The sequence below is a fragment of the Umezawaea sp. Da 62-37 genome, from assembly GCF_032460545.1.
In the GTDB taxonomy this organism is placed as follows: Bacteria; Actinomycetota; Actinomycetes; order Mycobacteriales; family Pseudonocardiaceae; genus Umezawaea.
Genome location: NZ_CP135965.1, coordinates 8,112,763 through 8,132,375, shown reverse-complemented (window position 1 = coordinate 8,132,375; position 19,613 = coordinate 8,112,763). Strand labels below are relative to the sequence as shown.

At 67.9% G+C, this 19,613-nt stretch carries 15 protein-coding genes; 6 read left to right on the top strand and 9 right to left on the bottom strand.

The window, feature by feature from the left end; genetic code table 11:
- The first annotated feature begins 163 nt into the window (after positions 1-163).
- Entirely contained in the window at positions 164-1,489 is a 1,326-nt protein-coding gene (locus RM788_RS37595) for an NsdA family TPR-like regulatory protein (protein ID WP_315924129.1), read from the top strand.
- A 13-nt stretch (positions 1,490-1,502) separates the two neighbouring features.
- Positions 1,503-2,234 (top strand): hypothetical protein, encoded by a 732-nt coding sequence (locus RM788_RS37590; RefSeq protein ID WP_315924127.1) that lies wholly within the window; start codon positions 1,503-1,505, stop codon positions 2,232-2,234.
- Between the two features lie 9 nt (positions 2,235-2,243).
- Here the strand turns inward: RM788_RS37590 and RM788_RS37585 are convergent, their stop codons facing one another.
- The 3 genes from RM788_RS37585 to fabG all read right to left on the bottom strand — a co-directional run bounded on the left by RM788_RS37585 (position 2,244) and on the right by fabG (position 5,128).
- A complete protein-coding gene (locus RM788_RS37585; protein WP_315924125.1) occupies positions 2,244-3,737 on the bottom strand; it encodes a recombinase family protein in 1,494 nt (497 codons plus the stop codon).
- Positions 3,738-3,900: 163 nt separating this feature from the next.
- Positions 3,901-4,353, bottom strand: coding sequence for a MaoC family dehydratase (locus RM788_RS37580; protein ID WP_315924123.1), 453 nt, complete (start codon positions 4,351-4,353; stop codon positions 3,901-3,903).
- Between the two features lie 10 nt (positions 4,354-4,363).
- Positions 4,364-5,128 (bottom strand): 3-oxoacyl-ACP reductase FabG, encoded by a 765-nt coding sequence (gene fabG, locus RM788_RS37575; protein ID WP_315924122.1) that lies wholly within the window; start codon positions 5,126-5,128, stop codon positions 4,364-4,366.
- Between the two features lie 120 nt (positions 5,129-5,248).
- Here fabG and RM788_RS37570 point away from each other — a divergent pair, with 120 nt between their 5' ends.
- A complete protein-coding gene (locus RM788_RS37570) occupies positions 5,249-6,070 on the top strand; it encodes an SDR family NAD(P)-dependent oxidoreductase (protein ID WP_315924120.1) in 822 nt (273 codons plus the stop codon).
- 5 nt (positions 6,071-6,075) lie between these two features.
- Complete coding sequence (locus RM788_RS37565; RefSeq protein WP_315924118.1) at positions 6,076-7,035, top strand: quinone oxidoreductase family protein; 960 nt, start codon at positions 6,076-6,078, stop codon at positions 7,033-7,035.
- A 54-nt stretch (positions 7,036-7,089) separates the two neighbouring features.
- Here the strand turns inward: RM788_RS37565 and RM788_RS37560 are convergent, their stop codons facing one another.
- Both RM788_RS37560 and RM788_RS37555 read right to left on the bottom strand, forming a co-directional pair.
- Positions 7,090-7,557, bottom strand: coding sequence for a DUF6319 family protein (locus tag RM788_RS37560; RefSeq protein WP_315924117.1), 468 nt, complete (start codon positions 7,555-7,557; stop codon positions 7,090-7,092).
- 399 nt (positions 7,558-7,956) lie between these two features.
- Complete coding sequence (locus RM788_RS37555) at positions 7,957-8,745, bottom strand: sporulation protein (protein WP_315924115.1); 789 nt, start codon at positions 8,743-8,745, stop codon at positions 7,957-7,959.
- A gap of 149 nt (positions 8,746-8,894) precedes the next feature.
- Between RM788_RS37555 and RM788_RS37550 the strand changes: the two genes are divergently transcribed.
- Entirely contained in the window at positions 8,895-11,897 is a 3,003-nt protein-coding gene (locus RM788_RS37550; RefSeq protein WP_315924114.1) for a carboxyl transferase domain-containing protein, read from the top strand.
- Positions 11,898-12,078: 181 nt separating this feature from the next.
- Positions 12,079-14,403, top strand: a complete 2,325-nt coding sequence (gene secA2, locus RM788_RS37545; protein ID WP_315924113.1) for an accessory Sec system translocase SecA2 — start codon at positions 12,079-12,081, stop codon at positions 14,401-14,403.
- A 121-nt stretch (positions 14,404-14,524) separates the two neighbouring features.
- Here secA2 and RM788_RS37540 read toward each other — a convergent pair whose 3' ends face one another.
- The 4 genes from RM788_RS37540 to RM788_RS37525 form a co-directional block, all read right to left on the bottom strand.
- Positions 14,525-14,680: a hypothetical protein gene (locus RM788_RS37540; RefSeq protein ID WP_315924111.1), complete on the bottom strand. Its 156-nt coding sequence runs from the start codon at positions 14,678-14,680 to the stop codon at positions 14,525-14,527.
- Positions 14,681-14,854: 174 nt separating this feature from the next.
- On the bottom strand, positions 14,855-15,973 hold the full coding sequence (locus RM788_RS37535; RefSeq protein ID WP_315924109.1) for an aromatic ring-hydroxylating oxygenase subunit alpha: 1,119 nt from the start codon (positions 15,971-15,973) through the stop codon (positions 14,855-14,857).
- Positions 15,970-17,133: an N-methyl-L-tryptophan oxidase gene (gene solA / locus RM788_RS37530; protein ID WP_315924107.1), complete on the bottom strand. Its 1,164-nt coding sequence runs from the start codon at positions 17,131-17,133 to the stop codon at positions 15,970-15,972. The genes RM788_RS37535 and solA overlap by 4 nt, the downstream gene beginning before the upstream one ends.
- Before the next feature lie 4 nt (positions 17,134-17,137).
- The gene (locus RM788_RS37525) at positions 17,138-19,531 is read right to left on the bottom strand and encodes a GcvT family protein (protein WP_315924105.1); all 2,394 of its coding nucleotides are present in this window, start codon (positions 19,529-19,531) and stop codon (positions 17,138-17,140) included.
- Between the last annotated feature and the right edge of the window lie 82 nt (positions 19,532-19,613).

Here is a 19,613-nt window from a genome sequence, read left to right as displayed (position 1 = left end):
AAGGGAGAGGCCGCGTATGAGCCCCTCACGCCGTCAGTGCCGCTGCGGAACACACCTGTCCAGCGATAACCCTGGCGACCAGTGCGGGCCCTGCACACGCCGTCTCACCGCTGCGCATCCTGTCCCACCCGAGGTCTCCGCCGACTTCTGGGACACCCCTGCCATGAGTGCCGCACTGGCCACCCGCCACATGGGCAAAGTCATCACGGCCTACCGCACCCACCCCTTCCACGACTCGCCCGTGAGTCAAACCACGGTCGCCGCATGGGCACGCTGCGCTCAACCCCACGTGAGCCGCATCGAGAACGGGACCGCAATCGACAGCATTACCAAACTTGAATTCTGGTCAACCCTTTTGGGAATTCCGACACAACATCAATGGTTTTCCGGCACGAGCGATGAAAAACTTTCAAGCCCGCCGCCGACCGAATCAAAACCACTGTTGATTGACGTGGCTGTTTTACCTAAAAAGAGCCTCGCCGATGAGATCACTCAACGATCAAGTAAATTACGTCAGTGGGCATCATGGGAAAGTCCCGCCGAAGTTGCTATCCGTTTACAAGCTGTAAATCAGGCGGGAATTCACGACACCACATTTGAGACGATGAATCTTGCGATTGTTGACGCTATAGCCCGCTACGAAGCCGAAGGGCCGCGCCAACTTTATCCGCAAGTTCTGACTATCCGCAAGCAGGCGCAATCATTGCTAGAAGGCTGGCAGCATCCGCGTCAACGTATCGCAACGTACAAAATTGCGGCTCAAGCATCCGCCCTTTTGGGCTATATGGCCGTTAACGTCGGACGTTTTCAATTGGCAGAAAGCTACTCCGTTGAAAGCGCAAGCCTGGCAAGTGCAATCGATGACACTGAATTGTTGATCTGGATATTCGGGACACGATCTTTTCAGGCTTATTATGCACGCGACTATGTTAAAGCTCGCGACTTCGCCAGAGCAGGAATCGCGCTCTCACCAAACTCTCCGCAAGCTATTCGCCTGCTATCGAACGGTGAAGCGCGTGCATTGGGGATGCTAGGCGAAAAAGATCAGGCCGATCGTTCCATTGGAAAAGCGCTTGAATTGGCAGCCTCGTTGAATGTCAGTTCCGACCTGACATCGTGCATATCTTTTGAGCCTTATGGCTACTCTCGCATTGCAGCTAACGCAGCGACAGCGTATGTGCAGGTGGGGGAAGTTGGTAGAGTTCTCGAATACGTGGGCAATATTGGCGAAGCAGTCGAAGACTCTGACTCCGATTGGAGTCGTTCCCTAACAAAGCTGGATGTTGCAACTGCCTTATTGTTACAGGCTAATCCCGACCTCGAGCAATCAATGGTGCTAGGTACTGAAGCACTGCTGGCAAGCGCCGGACGCCCTATTGAGTCAATTGCTCAAAGGGCAGAAATGTTGGTGAAGTATTCGGCAAAGTGGCCTAATCATAGCGCAGTGGTCGATTACGTGAATGCTTTCGCAGCATGGAAAGAAACCTAGAGATCGCATAGTGATGGAAAACGCGCAAAGCGAAGTGGAAGAAAAGTCACTAAGTTATACATTTCCGAAAGAGCCACCAACAGACTTGCGTGACCCTACGAAAATTGCCGAGAATGATTGGAGCGCTTTCGATAGTCTTACTCACATGCACAGTCATTGGGAACGCCCGCATTGGGATTCCGCTCATTGGATGATAACTTTCGATGACTCGCCGCAGGTTGCTACGCTTGCCCAAGAATGTCAAGATGGCCTTAGTAAGAGTCATCTCGATCTGATCGATAGTAATGCTTTTCATCTAACCGTTCGCCGCATGGCGTATTGGAAAGATGTATCAAAATCACGCGTGAGCAATCTATTCGATTCAGCCGCTCAGCAAATTGCAGAAATTCCCGAGTTTTCGATTGACGTCTTTCCCCTCGCCGGTTCGACAGGGGCTATACGGCTAAGCGTGTCACCATGGGGCCCCCTGTTCAGCGTGTTTGATTGCGCTACAACTCTTGCCGGTCACCGTAAGCGTGCAGCCGAGATTTTTCGGCCGCATATCGGAGTTGCTTACAACAATAGAACCCGTCCTGCCGGCCCAGTGGTTAAAGAGGTCGCCAAATTGCGATCTTTGCTTCCGGTTCGTTGCGTTGTTCAGAAGGTCGACTTGGTCACATTGTCTCGGGTAGGTCATGCTTATCAATGGACGACAATCGAGACAGTACCTTTGAGCATCACTACGGATTCTGGCCCCGAAGGGTGATTCCGTTTATTATACTTGTTTGGTGGCAGCCCCGTACGGAGTCTTAGGGTCGGTCAACTTTATGCGGTCGACAGTGAACGAACGTGTACCGGTCTGCGGATCCGGCCACACTCGCAATTCATCCAATCCGCACGCTTTGACCAACAAGGCGCGTTGCTCCGACAGGTTACCCGAATCCCACCTACGCGTGATTTCTTCAGCCGCGATCGCTTCGCCGGGGCCCTCTACTCTTGCACTGGAAAGCCGCTCGTATTCGGCTTCCAACGGCGTGAGATCGGCTGTCAGGAAGCTATTCGACACGTCGAAATCCTCCGGTGTCATCTCTCGCCGTCCGACACGTTCCGACAGGGCTTTTCGAACGGACTTGATATTGGCGATTTCCCGATCGATTTCTGTCATTCGCTCTGACACTTCCGCCAATGCGGTGGATATTGCTGCGGCGTGTTCGATATCGGACAGTCGAGCGACAGTCAGTAACCGCAACTGCGCGTCTACAGCGCGCCCATCGATGTAAACCGCTCCACACCCGCGCCGTTCTCGATTGCACGAATACTGGATACGCGGAGTGCCATCTTTGTAGGTATTGCCCTTTGGCTTGCCGGTCAGCCCTTTTCCGCATATGGCACAACGAAGAATTCCGCTTCCAAGGTGCACACGTCCCGGTGTAGCGCCCCGTCGACGTCCGTCGTACACCGCTTGCAACAACTGGTAATCGGATTCGGACACAATCCCGTCTTCAGGAATGCGGGAAACGATTTGTCCGTCATGCTCGACCAGTCCGGCAAGACCGGGCCGTGACAAAGTCTTGCGAACCGATTTGGCGGTCCATTCAAGCCCTTTCGTAGTCCGTAATCCTGCCTCATTCCACTTACGCGCCACTTTGCTCTGATCGGTAATCTGTTTCGCTAGGTCCCTAATCGCTTCCTGCAATGCCTGACGTTCGCGCTTTACGAGATCAGTCGACACATTGGGTCGGTCCTTGTTCGTCTGATGCCTTCCTGGGATCCATGTCTCATCCTTACGTGTAAACCCAAAACCCGGACGTCCGGCTACCCTCCGCCCCTGCTTGCGGTAAATTTCAATTCGCCTCAGAACGCGTCGCGATGTGTCATCAGACGCTTTTGCTGCCGCGTTCACTTCCCCGCGCATGGCGTAACGGTCATCAGGATCAGAGAGGTTTCGAGTACCGTGAGAACTGATGATCAAGAAACCCGACTTGGCTAGATCAATAAGCCTCTCCAAGTCGCGCGGTTGACGGAAAAGACGGTCGGTGTGCCAGATGGCAATACCTTGGGTTACACCAGAAAATGCGCGTTCCATCAAGGTTTCGAAGTCGGGCCGTCGAACGTTGCGTTTCCAGGCTGACAGGCCGTCTGACAACTCAAGTCCGACCACGCCCCCGTGCCTGATGATCGTCTCCCGGTTGTCCGCAAACTGGGTCTTGATCTTCTCCAGTTCCAGCGTGTCCGGGTTCCATGACAGCCTGGCGTAGGAGTCGATCACGGGCTGCTCGGACCTCTGACCTGCGTTAATGTGGCGTTTAGGTGTCATAGATCCATGTTAGGTCCACAAGTACCCCTTACGCGCGCGCGGGTGGGGGTCCCCCGAATCCAAGGCTACCGAAGGGGTACGACAATTCCGGCTGACGGTCGGATGTGAAGATCGTTCAGGCCACGAACAGCACCACGGTCTCGGCGACGCAGCCCGGCTTGGGGTTGCCGTCGATCTCGACGGTGACCTTCACGACCGCCTGCTTGCCCGGCGGCAGGTCGACCACGTCGAGGATCTCCGCGCCCGCCCGGACGCGGGACCCGACCACGACGGGGCTGGGGAAGCGGACCTTGTTGAGGCCGTAGTTGACGCCCATCTTGAGGCCTTCGATGGTGTAGATGTCCTTGACCAGCAACGGGATCAGCGACAGCGTGAGGTAGCCGTGGGCGACCGGTGCGCCGAACGGGCCCGCTTTGGCCTTCTCCAGGTCGATGTGGATCCACTGGTGGTCGCCGGTGGCGTCGGCGAACAGGTTGATCTCGTCCTGGGTGATCTCGTGCCACTCGCCGTAACCGAGGTGCTCGCCCTTGGCCTGGCCGTACTCGTCGAGCGAAGCGAAAACGCGCATCGGGAGCCCCTCAGTCCTTCGGTCCGCCGGCGACGTAGATGACCTGGCCGGACACGAAGCCGGCGCCGTCGCTCACCAGGAACGAGACGGTGTGCGCGATGTCGTCGGGGGTGCCGACGCGGGCGACCGGGATCTGGCTGGCGGCGGCCTTCTTGAAGTCCTCGAAGTCGATCTTGACCCTGGCCGCGGTGGCGGCGGTCATCTCGGTGGCGATGAAACCGGGGGCGATGGCGTTGACGGTGACGCCGAACTTGCCCAGCTCGATGGCGAGCGTCTTGGTGAAGCCCTGGAGGCCAGCCTTGGCCGTGGCGTAGTTGGCCTGGCCGCGGTTGCCGAGGGCGGAGGTGCTGGAGAGGTTGACGATGCGGCCCCAGCCCTGTTCGGTCTGGAACTTCTGGACCGCGCGGCTCATCAGGAACGCGCCGCGCAGGTGCACGTTCATGACGGCGTCCCAGTCGTCGTCGGTCATCTTGAACAGCAGGTTGTCGCGCAGGATGCCCGCGTTGTTGACCAGCACGGTGGGGGCGCCGAGCTCGTCGGCGACCTTCTGCACGACCTCGGCGACCTGCGCCGAGTCGCTCACGTCGAGCGCGACGGCCAGCGCGCGCCCGCCCGAGGCGTTGATCTTGTCCGCGGCGTCCGCGCAGCCTTCGACGTCGAGGTCGAGCAGCGCGACGGCGAAGCCGTCCTGCGCCAGCCGCCACGCGGTGGCGGCACCGATGCCGCGTGCCGCGCCGGTGACGATCGCTACTCGCGAAGCGGTCTCTGCAGCCACTGGTTCCTCCTTGAACGAGAGCTAAGCAAGCGCTTAGAAAGTACTCCGCGCGAGCTGGCTAGCGCCAGCTTGACGGCCTAGCATGTCACCAGCACCGTACCGACTGGTCGGAATGTAGTCATGAGGAGGCACGTGCCGGTGGAGGACCGCAGGTTCGAGGGCAAGGTCGCGCTGATCACCGGTGCGGCGAACGGAATCGGCGCGGGAGTGTCCCGCCGCCTCGCCGAGTCGGGAGCGCGCGTCGTCGTCGCCGACATCGACGGCGACCGGGGCAAGGCGATCGCCGACGAGATCGACGGCCTGTACGTGCACTGCGACGTGCGCGATCCCGAGCAGAGCAAGTCCGCCGTCGCGGCCGCCGTGGAGCGCTTCGGCAAGCTGGACCTGGTCGCGCTGAACGCGGGCATCTCCACCGGCTTCACCCTCGGCGAGGACTTCGACCCCGAGCGCTACCGCAGCGTCATGGGCATCAACCTCGACGGCGTCGTCTACGGCGTGCACGCCGCGCTGCCCGCGCTGCGCGAGAGCGGCGGCCAGATCATCGCCACGGCGAGCATGGCGGGCATCACGCCGACGCCGATGGACCCGATCTACGGCGCCAACAAGACCGCCGTCGTGGGCCTCGTGCGCTCGCTCGCGCCGTCGTTGCAGAAGACCGGCGTGCGGGTCAACGCGCTGTGCCCGTCGTTCGCCGACACCGCGATCATCGCCCCGTTCCGCGCGACGCTCGAGTCGACGAACATGCCGATCATGGAGGTCGCCGACGTCGTGAAGGCGTTCATGGCGATCGCGGAGTCCGACGGCACCGGCGAGTGCTGGTTCGTCGTGCCCGGCCGCGAGTCCCAGCCGTTCACGTTCCGCAACGCGCCCGGTCCGCGCACCGCGACCGGTGAGCGCATGTCCGTCGATCCCGGTTCCTTCGCGACCGGGCAGGAGGCCTGAAACCCATGCGTGCCATCCAGATCACCGAGTTCGGCGGCCCCGAGGTCCTCACCGAGGTCGAGCTGCCCGACCCCGTGGCCGGTCCCGGCGAGGTGCTGATCGAGGTCAGCCGCGCGGGCCTCAACTACGCCGACACGCACCAGGCGGAGAACTCGTACCTGGCGTCGATGACGCTCCCGCTGGTGCCCGGCGGCGAGATCGCGGGCCGCACGGCGGACGGCAAGCGCGTGGTCGCGCTGACCAGCGGCGGCGGCGGTTACGCGCAGAAGGCCGTGGCGCCCGCCGCGACGACGTTCGAGGTGCCGGACGGCGTGGACGACCTGACCGCGCTCAGCCTCGTGGTGCAGGGCGCGACGGCGTGGCTGCTGCTGCGCAGGAGCGCGCACCTCGCGGAGGGCGAGAGCGTTGTCGTGCACGCCGCGGCGGGCGGGGTCGGGTCGATCGCCGTGCAGCTGGCGAAGCTGTGGGGCGCGGGACGGGTCATCGCGACGGCCAGCACCGAGGACAAGCGCAAGCTGGCCCTCGACCTCGGCGCCGACGTGGCGATCTCCTCGACCGAGGAGAACATGACGGACGCCCTGCGCGAGGCCAACAACGGCCGCCGCGTCGACGTCGTGCTCGACATGACCGGCGGCGACGTCACCGACCAGAGCATCGCGGCGCTGGCGGCGTTCGGCAGGCTCGCCTTCTACGGCATGGCCAGCCGCGAACGGCCGAAGCCCGTGCAGCCGGTGAACCTGCTCGTGCACTCCACGGCCGTCATCGGCATGTGGCTGCCGCACGCGTTCCGGCTGCCGGGCCGGGTCGTGCACACGGCGATGGACGAGATGTTCCAGCTCGTGCTGGACGGCAAGCTGCGCGCCGTGCCCGGCGGTGAGTACGGCATGTCCGACATCCGCCAGGCGCACGAGGACCTGCGGGCCCGGCGCACCAGCGGCAAGCTGCTGCTCGACCCGAACCGCTAGCGAACGCCGAAGGGCCCCTTCCCCAGCCGGGGAAGGGGCCCTTCGCGCGAAAGATCAGTCGCTCAGTTCGGCCAGCGCCTGCTTGACCTTGGCGAGCTCGGCCTCGAGCTCCTCCATGCGGGTGCGGTGCTGGTCGCGCGCCGCCTCCAGCACCGTCTCGATGCCGCTGAAGATGTCCTCGTGCAGCTCCTTGGCCGCCCTGGACACCGCGATGGCGGGAATGGTGAGGCCCTGCACGACACGAGTGGTCCCGTGCAGCAGGTCGGCCTGCCAGTCGCCGTCCATGGTGCCGGTGACCGTGAGCGTCAGCTCGACGGTCCGCGTCTTCTTGGCCGTGCTCTTGGCCCGCTTGACCGGCTTGGCCGGGGACTCCTCCTGCGCGGGCGCCTCGACGGGGGCCGCGGCCGGAACCGGCTCCTCCGCCTTCGGCGCCACCGGCTTCACAACGGCCTCGGGGGCCGCCGGAATCGTCGCATCCACCGCGTCTACCTGGTCATCCTGCTCCGTGAGCGTGTTGGCCACGTTCTGGTTTCCTCTCTGGCAATACCGGGTCGACCCGGCCATATCGTAGAACACGTGTTCGATGCCGAAACGTCAGGCTCGAACGGCGCGGACGTCTGCACCGCCGCCGTGCGGCACATCCTCGCACTCCCCGTCCGTGGGCGTGGCGGTGCCCGAGTGAGGGACTCGGGGTGCCTGGAGGTACGACTCGGGGTGTCTGGAGGTTCGACACGGGGTGTCTGGAGGTTCGACACGGGGTGTCTGGGGGTTCGACACGGGGTGTCTGGGGGTTCGACACGGGGTGTCTGGGGGTTCGACACGGGGTGTCTGGGGGTTCGACTCGCGGGGGACAGCGGCGAGCGCCTGTCGACGGGGTCGGCAGGCGCTCGGCGGGGTGGGGAGTTGGTGGTTGGTGGGCCCTTAGTGGCCGAAGACGCCGCGGCGGCCTGCGGTCTGGTCCATCCAGTGGTGCAGGATGCCGGCCCAGTCGGCGCCCATGGCCTCCTGGTGGCCCATGTGGAAGTGGCCGAAGGTGTCGCCGCCGGCGCGGAACATGCCGCCGCGGCGGTCGGCCTCCAGGATCACGAACAGGCTGTGCGGGTCGGCGACGAACGTGACCTCGACCTGGGCGATCTTGCTCGCGAACTGGTGCGGCGGGTGGAACTCGATCTCCTGGTAGAAGCCGAGCTGCTGCGGGACGCCGTGCAGCCTGCCGCCCTCGTTGTCCGCGCGGGTGAAGCGGAACCCGAGCTGCACGAGCGCGTTGAGCACGCGCTCCTGCGAGGGGAGCGGGTGGATGGCGACCGGGTCCAGGTCGCCGGGGTCGACGGCGCCGCGCACGGCCAGTTCGGTGCGCAGGCCCAGCGTCATGCCGTGCAGCTGCTGGCCGCCGACGACGTTGATCGGGGACTCCATCGGCACCTGGTACTGGAACGGGATGGCCAGCTGCTGCCCCGGTGCGACGCCGACGCGCTGCGCGACGAAGACCTTGCCGTAGTCGACGTTGCGGACGGTCTCGCTGTCGCTGCCCTCGAACTCGACTCTGGTGACCAGCGAGAGCGCGACGTGGTCGATGTCGACGGGATGGTCGCCCCCGGCGATGCGCACCTCCCCCGTCAGCAGCTCGCCGGGACGCGCGTTGGGGTTGGTGAGCACGGTGTCCACCGTGGGTCCGCCGACACCGAACGCGCGCAACATCCTCTTGAACACCACTGGGGGACCTCCTGGAAGCGGCTGACGGCTTGGGTGAAGTGTCCCATTGACGCCCGACAGGGGGTTCCGGTTCCGTGTAGACGCGATACCGCTTCCGCTGCGACCATGGCGGACGGAACATACTAAGCGGTCGCTCAGGAGGTTGTGTGTCCACTCTGCTGGTCGCGAACAGGGGCGAGATCGCGGTCCGGGTGCTGCGGACCGCCGCCGACCTGGGTCTGCGCACGGTCGCCGTGCACTCGACCGACGACGCGGACGCGCTGCACGTCCGGCTCGCCGACGTGGCGGTCCGGCTGGACGGCGAGGGGCCCGCCCCATACCTGGACGCCGCCCAGCTGGTCAAGGCGGCGCTGGAGCACGGCTGCGACGCCGTGCACCCCGGTTACGGCTTCCTGTCCGAGAACGCCGACTTCGCCAGGGCGTGCGCGGAGGCGGGGCTCGTGTTCGTCGGGCCGAGCCCCGAGGTGCTGGAGCTGCTGGGCGACAAGAGCCGGGCGCGGGCGTTGGCGGTGGAGCTGGGCATCCCGGTCCTGGAGGGCACCGGCGCGGTCGACCTGGCCGGGGCGCGGGCGTTCTTCACCGGGCCGGTCATGGTCAAGGCGGTCGCGGGCGGCGGCGGCAAGGGGATGCGCGAGGTGCACCGGGCCGAGGACCTGCCCGCCGCGTTCGACCGGTGCCGCGCCGAGGCGCTGGCGGCGTTCGGCAACGGCGAGGTGTACCTGGAGCGGCTGCTGACCCGCGCCCGGCACATCGAGGTGCAGCTGGTCGGCACCACCGTGCTGGGCGACCGCGACTGCTCCCTCCAGAGTGGACACCAGAAGGTCGTGGAGATCGCCCCCGCGCCCCGGCTTGCGCCCGAGGTGCGCGCGAGCCTGCACGAGGCCGCCGCGCGGATCGCCGCGGCGGTCGACCACACCGGCGTCGGCACGATCGAGTTCCTGGTCTCCCCCGACGGCGCCTTCGTGTTCCTGGAGGCCAATCCCCGGCTCCAGGTGGAGCACACGGTCACCGAGGAGGTCACCGGCGTCGACCTCGTGCGCACCCAGCTCGTGCTCGCCGCGGGCGGGCGACCCGACCTCGCGCACCACGACCGCGGCTGCGCGGTCCAGCTGCGGATCACCCTGGGCTCGGCGGGCACGGTGACGGTGTTCCAGCCCGCGACGGGTCCGGGCGTCCGGGTCGACACCCACGCCTTCGGCGGGTACCGGGCGGGCGACCGGTTCGACGCGCTGCTGGCGAAGCTGGTCGTGCACGCCGACGACCTGGACACCGCGCTGCGCAAGGCCCGCCGCGCGCTGGCCGAGTTCCGGGTGGACGGCGTGCCGACCAACCTGCCGTTCCTGCGCGACCTGCTGGAGCGCGACCTCACCGACGCGCACACCGGGTTCCTCGACGAGCTGCCCGCGCCGCCGACCGGGGACGGCCCGCGCTCCCCCGTGCACGGCACGGTCGTCGCGGTCGAGCCCGGCGAGGTCGTGGTCGAGGCGATGAAGATGCAGCACGTGATCGCCGTGGGCGACGGCCGGGTGCTGGTGGCGGTCGGCGACACGGTGGCCGAGGGCGCGCCGCTGGCCGAGGGCGGCACGACCGCGGCGGCGGCCGAGGTCGAGGAGGCCGACCTCGACGCGATCCGTCCCGACCTCGCGGAAGTGCTGGCGCGCCACGACTTCCGCCGTCCGGACGCCGAGGCGAAGCGGCACGCGACCGGACGCCGGACGGCCCGCGAGAACGTCGCGGACCTGTGCGACCCGGACGGGTTCGTGGAGTACGGCGGGCTGGCCATCGCCGCGCAGCGGCAGCGGCGGTCGTTGGCCGAACTGGTCGACCGCACCCCCGCGGACGGGCTGGTCGCCGGGATCGGCGCCGTCGACGGCCGCCACGCCGTCGTGATGTCCTACGACTACACGGTCCTCGCTGGCACCCAGGGCGTGCGCAACCACGCGAAGCTCGACCGGATGCTCGCGCTGGCCGGGCAGCGGCGGCTGCCGGTGGTGCTGTTCGCCGAGGGCGGCGGCGGCCGTCCCGGCGACACCGACCACGGCATGGTCAGCGCGCTGGACACCGGCTCGTTCCACGCCATGGCGAAGCTCAGCGGACTGGTGCCGCTGGTGGGCGTGGTGTCCGGGCGGTGCTTCGCGGGCAACGCGGTGCTGCTCGGCACCTGCGACGTGATCATCGCGACCGCGGACGCGAACATCGGCATGGGCGGCCCGGCGATGGTCGAGGGCGGTGGGCTGGGCGTGTTCCGGCCCGAGGAGATCGGCCCGATGGACGTCCAGGTGCCCAACGGGGTCGTGGACGTCGCGGTGGCCGACGAGGCCGAGGCCGTCGCGGTGGCCCGGAAGTACCTCTCCTACTTCGGCGGCCCCAAGGCGGACTGGACGGCTCCGGACCAGCGGCTGCTGCGGCACGCCGTGCCGGAGAACCGGTTGCGCGCCTACGACGTGCGCACCGTGGTGGAGACCATCGCCGACGTCGGCGAGGTGCTGGAGCTGCGCCGCGCGTTCGGCCGCGGCATCGTCACGGCGCTGGTGCGCGTCGAGGGCAGGCCGTTCGGCCTGATCGCCAACGACCCCGCGCACCTGGGCGGCGCGATCGACGCGGACGCCGCCGACAAGGCGTCGCGGTTCCTGCGGTTGTGCGACGCGTTCGACCTGCCGGTGCTGTCGCTGTGCGACACGCCGGGGTTCATGGTCGGCCCGGACGCCGAGCGCACCGCGACCGTGCGGCACCTGACCCGGATGATGGTCGCCGCGGCCGATCTGGACGTGCCGTTCGGCCTCGTCGTGCTGCGCAAGGCCTACGGGCTGGGCGCGCAGGCGATGGCGGGCGGCAGCCTCGCGGTGCCGGGGTTCGCGGTGTCCTGGCCCAGCGGCGAGTTCGGCCCGATGGGGCTGGAAGGGGCCGTGCGACTGGGTTTCCGGCGCGAGCTGGAGGCGATCGCCGACCCGGTGGAGCGGCAGGCCGCGTTCGACCGGATGGTCGCGGCGTCCTACGAGCACGGCAAGGCGCTCAACCTCGCGGCCGCGTTCGAGATCGACGACGTCATCGACCCCGCGGACACCCGGCGCTGGATCGGCTCGTCGCTCACCACCGACCGGGGCGAGCCGCGCCGCGAGCGGAGGCGCAAGGTCGTGGACACCTGGTGAGGGTGGGCTGATCGGGTGCCGCGCCCGGCCCGATCGGGGTCGACGGCGGCACCCGTTCACCCGTCCCGCCCAAAACATCCGCAGGTCACCGGCCTGCCACCGGTCCTGTCACCGGCAACTGTGAAGACCTCCGCCCCCACCACACGGGGAACGCAACCGCCGTGCCGTACGTTTCGGCACCGTGACCACACTCATGGCACGGCTGAAGCAGCGGATGCGTCGGTTCGCACAACGCCCCGGCTCGGCCGACCTCACGCCCTACCGGACCCTGCTGACGGCCGTGAACACCCACGAGGAGCGCGTCGGCGCGCTCACCGACGAGGAGCTCACCGAGGCGGCCAAGGAGTTGCGCGAACGGTCGACGTTCGGCAAGGACGAGCTGGTCGAGGTGTGCGCCCTCGCGAGGGAGGCCGCCGACCGCGCGCTGGGCCTGCGGCCGTTCGACGTCCAGATCCTCGGCGCCCTCGGGCTCCTGGAGGGCCACGTCGTCGAGATGGCCACCGGTGAGGGCAAGACGCTGTCCGGCGCGATCGCGGCGGCCGGGTTCGCGCTGCGCGGCGACCAGGTGCACGTGGCGTCGGTCAACGACTACCTCGCCCAGCGCGACGCCGAGTGGATGGGTCCGCTGTACAAGCTGCTCGGCGTGTCCGTGGGGTGGCTGAACCAGAGCTCCAAGCCCGACGAGCGCCGCGCCGCCTACGAGGCCGAGGTCACCTACGCCGCGGTCAGCGAGATCGGCTTCGACGTCCTGCGCGACCGGCTGGCCACCGACGAGGCCGACCGGATCGTGCCCCGGCCGCGCGTCGTGCTGGTCGACGAGGCGGACTCCGTGCTCGTGGACGAGGCCCGCGTGCCGCTGGTGCTGGCCGGGTCGACCGCGAACGAGGCCGCCGACCCCGTCATCGCCGACCTGGTCCGCAGGCTGCGCCTCGACCTGCACTACGAGGTCGACGACGAGGAGCGCAACGTCTACCTGACGGGCGCGGGCTCCGAGGCCGTGGAGCGGGCGCTCGGCGGCATCGACCTGTACTCCGACGAGCACGTCCAGACCACGCTGAGCAAGGTCAACGTGGCGCTGCACGCGCACGTCCTGCTGCACCGCGACATCGACTACATCGTGCGCGACGGCAAGGTGCACCTGATCAACGACACCCGCGGCCGGATCGCGCGGCTCCAGCGCTGGCCCGACGGCCTGCAGGCCGCCGTGGAGGCGAAGGAGTCCGTGGCGGCGACCGACTCCGGCGAGGTGCTGGACTCGATCACGGTGCAGGCGCTGCTGAACCGCTACCCCACCGTGTGCGGGATGACCGGCACGGCGGTGGCCGTGGCCGAGCAGCTGAGGACGTTCTACAACCTCGAAGTGCTGGTGATCCCGTCGAACCAGGAGTGCGTGCGCGACGACGAGGCCCCCCGGCTGTACACGACGCTGGAGCTGAAGGAAGCCGCGCTGGTCAAGGAGATCGCCCTGGTCCACGAGACCGGGCGGCCGATCCTGGTCGGGACGCTGGACGTGGCGGAGTCGGAGCGGCTGTCGACGAAGCTGCGCGCCGCCGGTCTGGAACCGGTGGTGCTGAACGCGAAGAACGACGCCGAAGAGGCGACGATCATCGCGGACGCGGGGTCGTTCGAGCGGATCACCGTGTCGACGCAGATGGCCGGTCGGGGCACGGACATCCGGCTGGGCGGGCACGACGGTGAGGACCACGACCGGATCGTCGAACTCGGCGGGCTCTACGTCGTCGGCTCCGGACGGCACACGTCCAGCAGGCTGGACGACCAGCTGCGCGGTCGCGCCGGACGCCAGGGCGACCCCGGCGGCTCGGTGTTCTTCGGGTCGTTGCAGGACGAGCTGGTGCAGCAGTTCGCGCCGGACCACGACGAGCCGGTCGAGGTGGACGACGACGGCCTGATCACCGACGCCGGGACGCTGCACACCGTCGAGCACGCGCAGCGCGTGGCCGAGGGCGTGCACCTGGAGATCCACCGCAACACGTGGCGGTACAACAAGCTCGTCGAGCACCAGCGCCAGCTGCTGATGTCGCACCGGGACAAGGTGCTCACCACGGACGCCGCGTGGGAGGAGCTCGCGAAGCGCTCGCCGGAGCGGGCCGTGGAGCTCAAGGAGGTCGTCTCCGACGAGGAGGTGCTCGTCTCGGCCGCGCGGCTGATCACGCTGTACCACCTGGACCAGCGGTGGAGCGAGCACCTGACGTTCCTGACCGACCTGCGCGAGGGCATCCACCTGAGGGCGCTGGCCCGGCAGAACCCGTTGGACGAGTTCCACCGGGAGGCGATCCCCACGTTCAACCGGATCGTGCCGGACTCGTGGGAGGCCGCGGAGGAGACGCTCGCCGAGGCGAAGATCGGGCCCGACGGCGCGGAGTTGGCCCAGGCCGGGGTGAAGCGGCCGAACACGACCTGGACGTACCTGGTGCACGACAACCCGTTCTCCTCCGGACTGGAGGAGACGTTCAAGGGTCTGGTGAAGATGGTGAAGCGGAGGTAGTCCTCCAGCGACCCCGGCGGGGGTTCTCCCGCCGGGTGTCCTGCTTCTCAGGTTCGCCCTGCTTCTCATGTGGCACGGCCGATGCCCCGGTGGGTTCACCGCCGGGGCATCGGTGCGCCCACTACTGGGTCCGGACAGCCAGGACGACCCTGTGGTCGTCCGCGGGCTCGGCCTGCCGGGGCATCATGGACTTCGAGGTCACCGTGAGGTGGGACTCGGTGAGTGCGCGGATCTCCGCCAGGAGCGCCAAGTGCTCCTGCGAGGGGGGTGGACCCACGAAGTTCGAATGGTCGTGGGCCGTCCGTTCAGCACGCCGGGCCAGGTGCTGAATCCGCCGAATGAGTACCAGGTCTTCGTCCGAGACCTGCGAGCGCCGTTGCTCCATCACCACAGCAGCGTTCACCCACGGCGGTGGGATGGTCCATCCCCTAGAGGAGCGAACCTCGCACCGTCACATCAGTACCCGTTCGACCCACGCGTGGAACTGCCCGATGTGGTGTTCCGACGGTACGAGCACACCCCCGTTGGCATACGCGCGTGACGACATACCCGGTTGGCAGCGTTCGCACGCCTCGAAGTCCTGTTCGTTCACCCGGTGGAACAACTCGACCGACCGCGACAGGTCCCGACCTTCGGACACGACCTGTTCGGCGTACAGCCAATCGCACTCCACGATCGTGAGATCCGGCGCCATCGGGTACATCCGGTGGACGATCACGTGATCGGGGACGAGGTTGATGAAGACCTGCGGGCGGATGGTGATGGCGTAGTAGCGGCGGTCCTGGTCGTCGCCCACGCCCTCCAGCTTCCCGAGGCCCTCACTGCCGTCCACGGTGAAACCGTCGATCCCGGACCCGAACTCGGCGCCATGTCCGACGTAGTACTGAGCCGCGTACCCATCGGCGAACTCGGGCAGCACCTCCGTCAGCTCGGGGTGGATGGTCGCGCAGTGGTAGCACTCCATGAAGTTCTCGATGATGAGCTTCCAATTCGCCTTCACCTCGTACCTGATCCGCCTGCCGACCCGGAGTCCGTCGATCTCGTACCCGTCGATGGCGTCCAGGGCGCCCAGCCGTTCGGTCACGGCGCTCTGGACGGTGTCGGCGAAGGAGGAGGGCTCCTCCGCGAGGCTGACCCACGCGTAGCCGAGCCACTCGCGCAGGTGCACCTTCGTCAGGCCGTACTCGACGCGGTCGACGTCCGGCATGGAGGTGAGGTTGGGCGCGGCGATCAGCTTGCCGTCCAGACCGTAGGTCCAGGCGTGGTACGGGCATTGGAAGGCGCGCTTCACCGAGCCGGTCTCGGCGGTGCACAGCCGGGCGCCGCGGTGGCGGCAGACGTTGAGGAACGCCCGGAGCCCGCCGTCGCGCCCGCGGGAGATCAGCACGCTCTCGCGGCCGACGGTGACGGTGCGGAAGTCGCCGGGGTCGGGCAGGTCGGAGCCGCGCACCGCGCAGAACCACATCTGCTCGAAGATCCTCTCCTGCTCGGCGGCGAAGACCTCCGGGTCGGTGTAGAACCTCCCGCCCAGGGTGGGGATCAGGCTGTCGGGCTGCTCGATCGCGGTCATCCGGTCGCCACCCTCTCCTCGGAACCGGCCAGCCGCGCCGGGTCGAACAACGCGATGGGGTGCCGGGTGGCGCCGTCGGCGACCAGGTCGGCCAGGATCTCGCCGACCACCGGCACGAACTTGAAGCCGTGCCCGGAGAACCCGCACGCCACGACCACGGCCTCGTGGTCGGGGTGGCGGGAGATGACGAAGTGCTCGTCCGCGGTGTTGGTGTACATGCAGGTCGCGGCCCGCAGGAAGGCGCCGGGCAGCGTGGGCATGGCCGCCCCGACGAAGTCCGCCATCGCGGCCACCTCGTGCGGGTGCACGGTGCGGTCGATCGTCTCCGGGGTGCAGGTGACGCCGCCGCGGAAGAACGCGACCTTCACGCCGCCGTCGATCCCGTCGTGCGCGGGGAAGCCGTAGAACTGGCGGCCCTCCGGGTTCTCCCAGATGTAGACGGGGTGCCGGTCGGGCAGGAACGGAGTCGCTCCCCCGGCCGGTTCGAACCAGTACTGGACCTGCCGCTCGATCGTGAACGGGATGCCCAGGTCGGCGAGCAGGCCGGGAGCCCAGGCGCCGGGGCAGATCACGAGCTGGTCTGCGCGGTAGGTGCCCTGGGCGGTGGCGACCTCGACGCCGCCGTCCGCGGTCCAGGACAGCACCTCCTCCTCGAACCGGAGTTCGGCGCCCGCCCTGGCGGCCAGGTCGAGGTGCGCGCCGACGCTGGCCTCCGGGACCACGAGCCCGGCGCCCGCCTCGTAGAGCGCGACGTCCTCTTCGGACGGTCGCATGGTCGGGAAGCGGCGGCGGATCTCCCCCGCGTCCAGCAGCTCGTGCGGCAGGTCCCACTCCTGCGCGGACAGCAGGCTGCCCGCCACGGTGCGGGACTCGGGCCTGCCGACCATGACGCCGCCGACCCGGTGGAAGATCTCCCGACCGGAGTCGGCCTCGATCCGGTCCCACATCTCGTGGGCGCGCAGCAGCAGGGGAACGTAGGCGGGGTCCTCGAAGTAGGCCTGCCGGGTGATCCGGGAGCCGCCGTGGCTGGACCCCTGCCTGTGCACGGGCTTGAACTTCTCCAGCCCCAGCACCCGCTGCCCCCGTTCGGCCAGCCGGTACGCTGCGGCGCTGCCCATCCCGCCGAGGCCGATCACGATGACGTCATAGGTGGTCGGCACGGCGTCAGCTCCTCAGTCGGGTCATCTTCGGGTCGAACAGGGGCTCCTCGACGACGACGGCCGCGACCCGGTCGCCGAAGTACTCGACCTCCACGGTCCGACCGGCCTCGGCCAGGTCCGCGGGCAGCCACGCGTAGGCGATGTTGACGCCGGTCGTGTAGCCGTAGGCCGCGCTGGTCACGTAGCCGGCGGCGGCGCCGTCGACGTGCACGGGTTCGTTGCCGAGGACCACGGCGTGCGGGTCGGTGATGCTCAGGCACGTCAGCTTGCGGGTCTGCGTCCGCGCGGCCAGCGCGTCGCGGCCGACGAAGTAGCCCTTGTCCATCCGCACCGCGAACCCGACGCCGGCCTCGTACGGGTCGTGCTCGGTGGTCATGTCGGCGCCCCAGGCCCGGTAGCCCTTCTCCAGCCGCAGGCTGTTGAACGCCCCGCGCCCGGCCGCGACGACCCCGTGCGCCTGCCCCGCTTCCCAGAGCACGTCCCACAATTCGCGGCCGAGGTCGGCGGTCGTGTACAGCTCCCAGCCCAGCTCGCCGACGTAGGACAGCCGCAGCGCGGTGACCGGGACGTGGCCCACGAAGGCCTTCTGCGCCTTGAAGTAGCCGAGCCTCGTGTCCATCGTGGAGATCGGTTCGACCAGCTCGCGGGCCAGCGGACCCCAGAGTCCGATGCAGCACGTGCCCGCCGTGATGTCGCGGACCTGGACGCTGCCGTTGCCCGGCAGGTGCCTGCCCAGCCAGTCGAGGTCGAGGTTGCCGTTCGCGCCGACCTGGAACCGGTTCTCGGCCAGCCGCGCCACCGTGAGGTCGCTGCGGACGCCGCCGTCCTCGCCGAGCAGCAGCGTGTAGGTGACCGCGCCGGGCTTGCGGGCCAGGTTGTTCGTGGTCATGGTCTGGAGGAAGTCCAGCGCGCCGGGGCCGGTGACCTCAAGGCGCTTCAACGGGGTCATGTCGAACATGGCCACCCGGCTGCGGGTCACCAGCGCCTCGGCGCCCGCGATCGGCGACCAGAAGCGGGAAGCCCACTCGTTGCGCGCGGGGATCTCCGCGACCTCGGGCAGGTCCGCGTTGGCCTCGTACCAGTGCGCGCGCTCCCAGCCCGCGCCTTCGAGGAACACCGCGCCCAGCGCCTGCTGCCGTTCGTGGAACGGGCTGGTGCGCAGCGGCCGCGGGCTTTCCATCGGCTGCAACGGGTGCAGGATGTCGTAGACCTCGACGAAGTTCCGACAGCTGCGCTCGCGGATGTAGCCGGGCGAGAGCTGGACGTCCTCGAACCGGTTGAGGTCCGCCGAGTGCAGGTCCTGCGTCGGCTGCCCGTCGACCAGCCATTCCGCCACGGCCCGCGCGACCCCCGCGGAGTGCGTGATCCACACCGCCTCCGCGACCCAGAACCCGTCCAGGTCGGGGTGTTCGCCGAGCAGCGGCATCCCGTCGGTCGTGAACGAGAACAGCCCGTTGATGCCCTCGTCCACTTCGGACTCGGCGAGCAGCGGCAGCAGGTCCACCGCCGCGGCCCAGGATCCATCGAAGTCGTCGGGCGTGAACAGCCGTTCGGAGGGCATCGACCCGGTGGACAGCGGATCGCCGATCTCGCGCGGGTCGATCGGCATCGGGTCGTGCCCGTAGGCGCCGATGCCGAGCCGGTCGCCGTGCCCGCGGAAGTACAGGTCGGCGTCCTGGTGCCGCAGGATCGGCCCGCCGACCCGGCCGGTCGTGAGCGCCGTGGTCTTCGCGTACTGGTGCGCCATCGGCACGAGCGGTACGACGAGGTCGACCATCCCGCCGAGCAGCGGACCCCACATCCCGGCGCAGGACACCACGACGTCGGCCTTGAACGCGCCGGTCTCCGTGGTCACCCCGGTCACCCGGCCCGCCGAGCGCTCGACGCCGGTGACCTTCTGGTTCGGCACGAACGTCGCCCCGCGCGCGATGGCCCGTTCGGCCTGGGCCTGCGCCGCCGCGACCGGCCTGGCCAGCCCGTCGGTCGGGATGTGGAACCCGCCGAGCACCTTGTCGACGTCGATCAACGGGTGCAGCGCGACGCACTCCTCCGGCGAGACCAGCGAGGTCTCCACGCCCCACGCGGTCGCCCAGCCGTGCCGCCGCTTCAGCTCGGTCAGCCGCTCCGGCGTGGTCGCGACCTCCAGGCCGCCGACGGCGTCGAAGCACCCCAGCTCGCCGTACTTGCGCGCGGTGTAGCTCGCGAACTCGGTCATGGTCTTGTCGCCCGTGGTCTGGAACACCAGGCCCGGCGCGTGCGAGCTGGACCCGCCGGTCGCGAATAGCGGCCCCTGGTCCAGGACCGTGACGTCGGTCCAGCCCCGCCCGGTCAGCTCGTCGGTCAGCGCGCACCCCACGATGCCCGCGCCGACGATGACCACCCGTGGTCGACCCGCCATCTCTGCCCTCCCACCGGAGTTGCGTAAGGCGCTTGGTGTTCCGCCCTCTGCAACAAGCTGCGCTCAGCGCTGCCCGATGTCA

Bases quoted from the DNA above. Each gene is read 5' to 3' on its own strand.
- RM788_RS37595 (WP_315924129.1), top strand. From the start codon at position 164: ATGAGTGCCGCACTGGCCACCCGCCACATGGGCAAAGTCATCACGGCC.
- RM788_RS37590 (WP_315924127.1), top strand. From the start codon at position 1,503: ATGGAAAACGCGCAAAGCGAAGTGGAAGAAAAGTCACTAAGTTATACA.
- RM788_RS37580 (WP_315924123.1), bottom strand. From the start codon at position 4,353: ATGCGCGTTTTCGCTTCGCTCGACGAGTACGGCCAGGCCAAGGGCGAG.
- RM788_RS37570 (WP_315924120.1), top strand. From the start codon at position 5,249: ATGAGGAGGCACGTGCCGGTGGAGGACCGCAGGTTCGAGGGCAAGGTC.
- RM788_RS37565 (WP_315924118.1), top strand. From the start codon at position 6,076: ATGCGTGCCATCCAGATCACCGAGTTCGGCGGCCCCGAGGTCCTCACC.
- RM788_RS37535 (WP_315924109.1), bottom strand. From the start codon at position 15,973: ATGACCGCGATCGAGCAGCCCGACAGCCTGATCCCCACCCTGGGCGGG.
- RM788_RS37525 (WP_315924105.1), bottom strand. From the start codon at position 19,531: ATGGCGGGTCGACCACGGGTGGTCATCGTCGGCGCGGGCATCGTGGGG.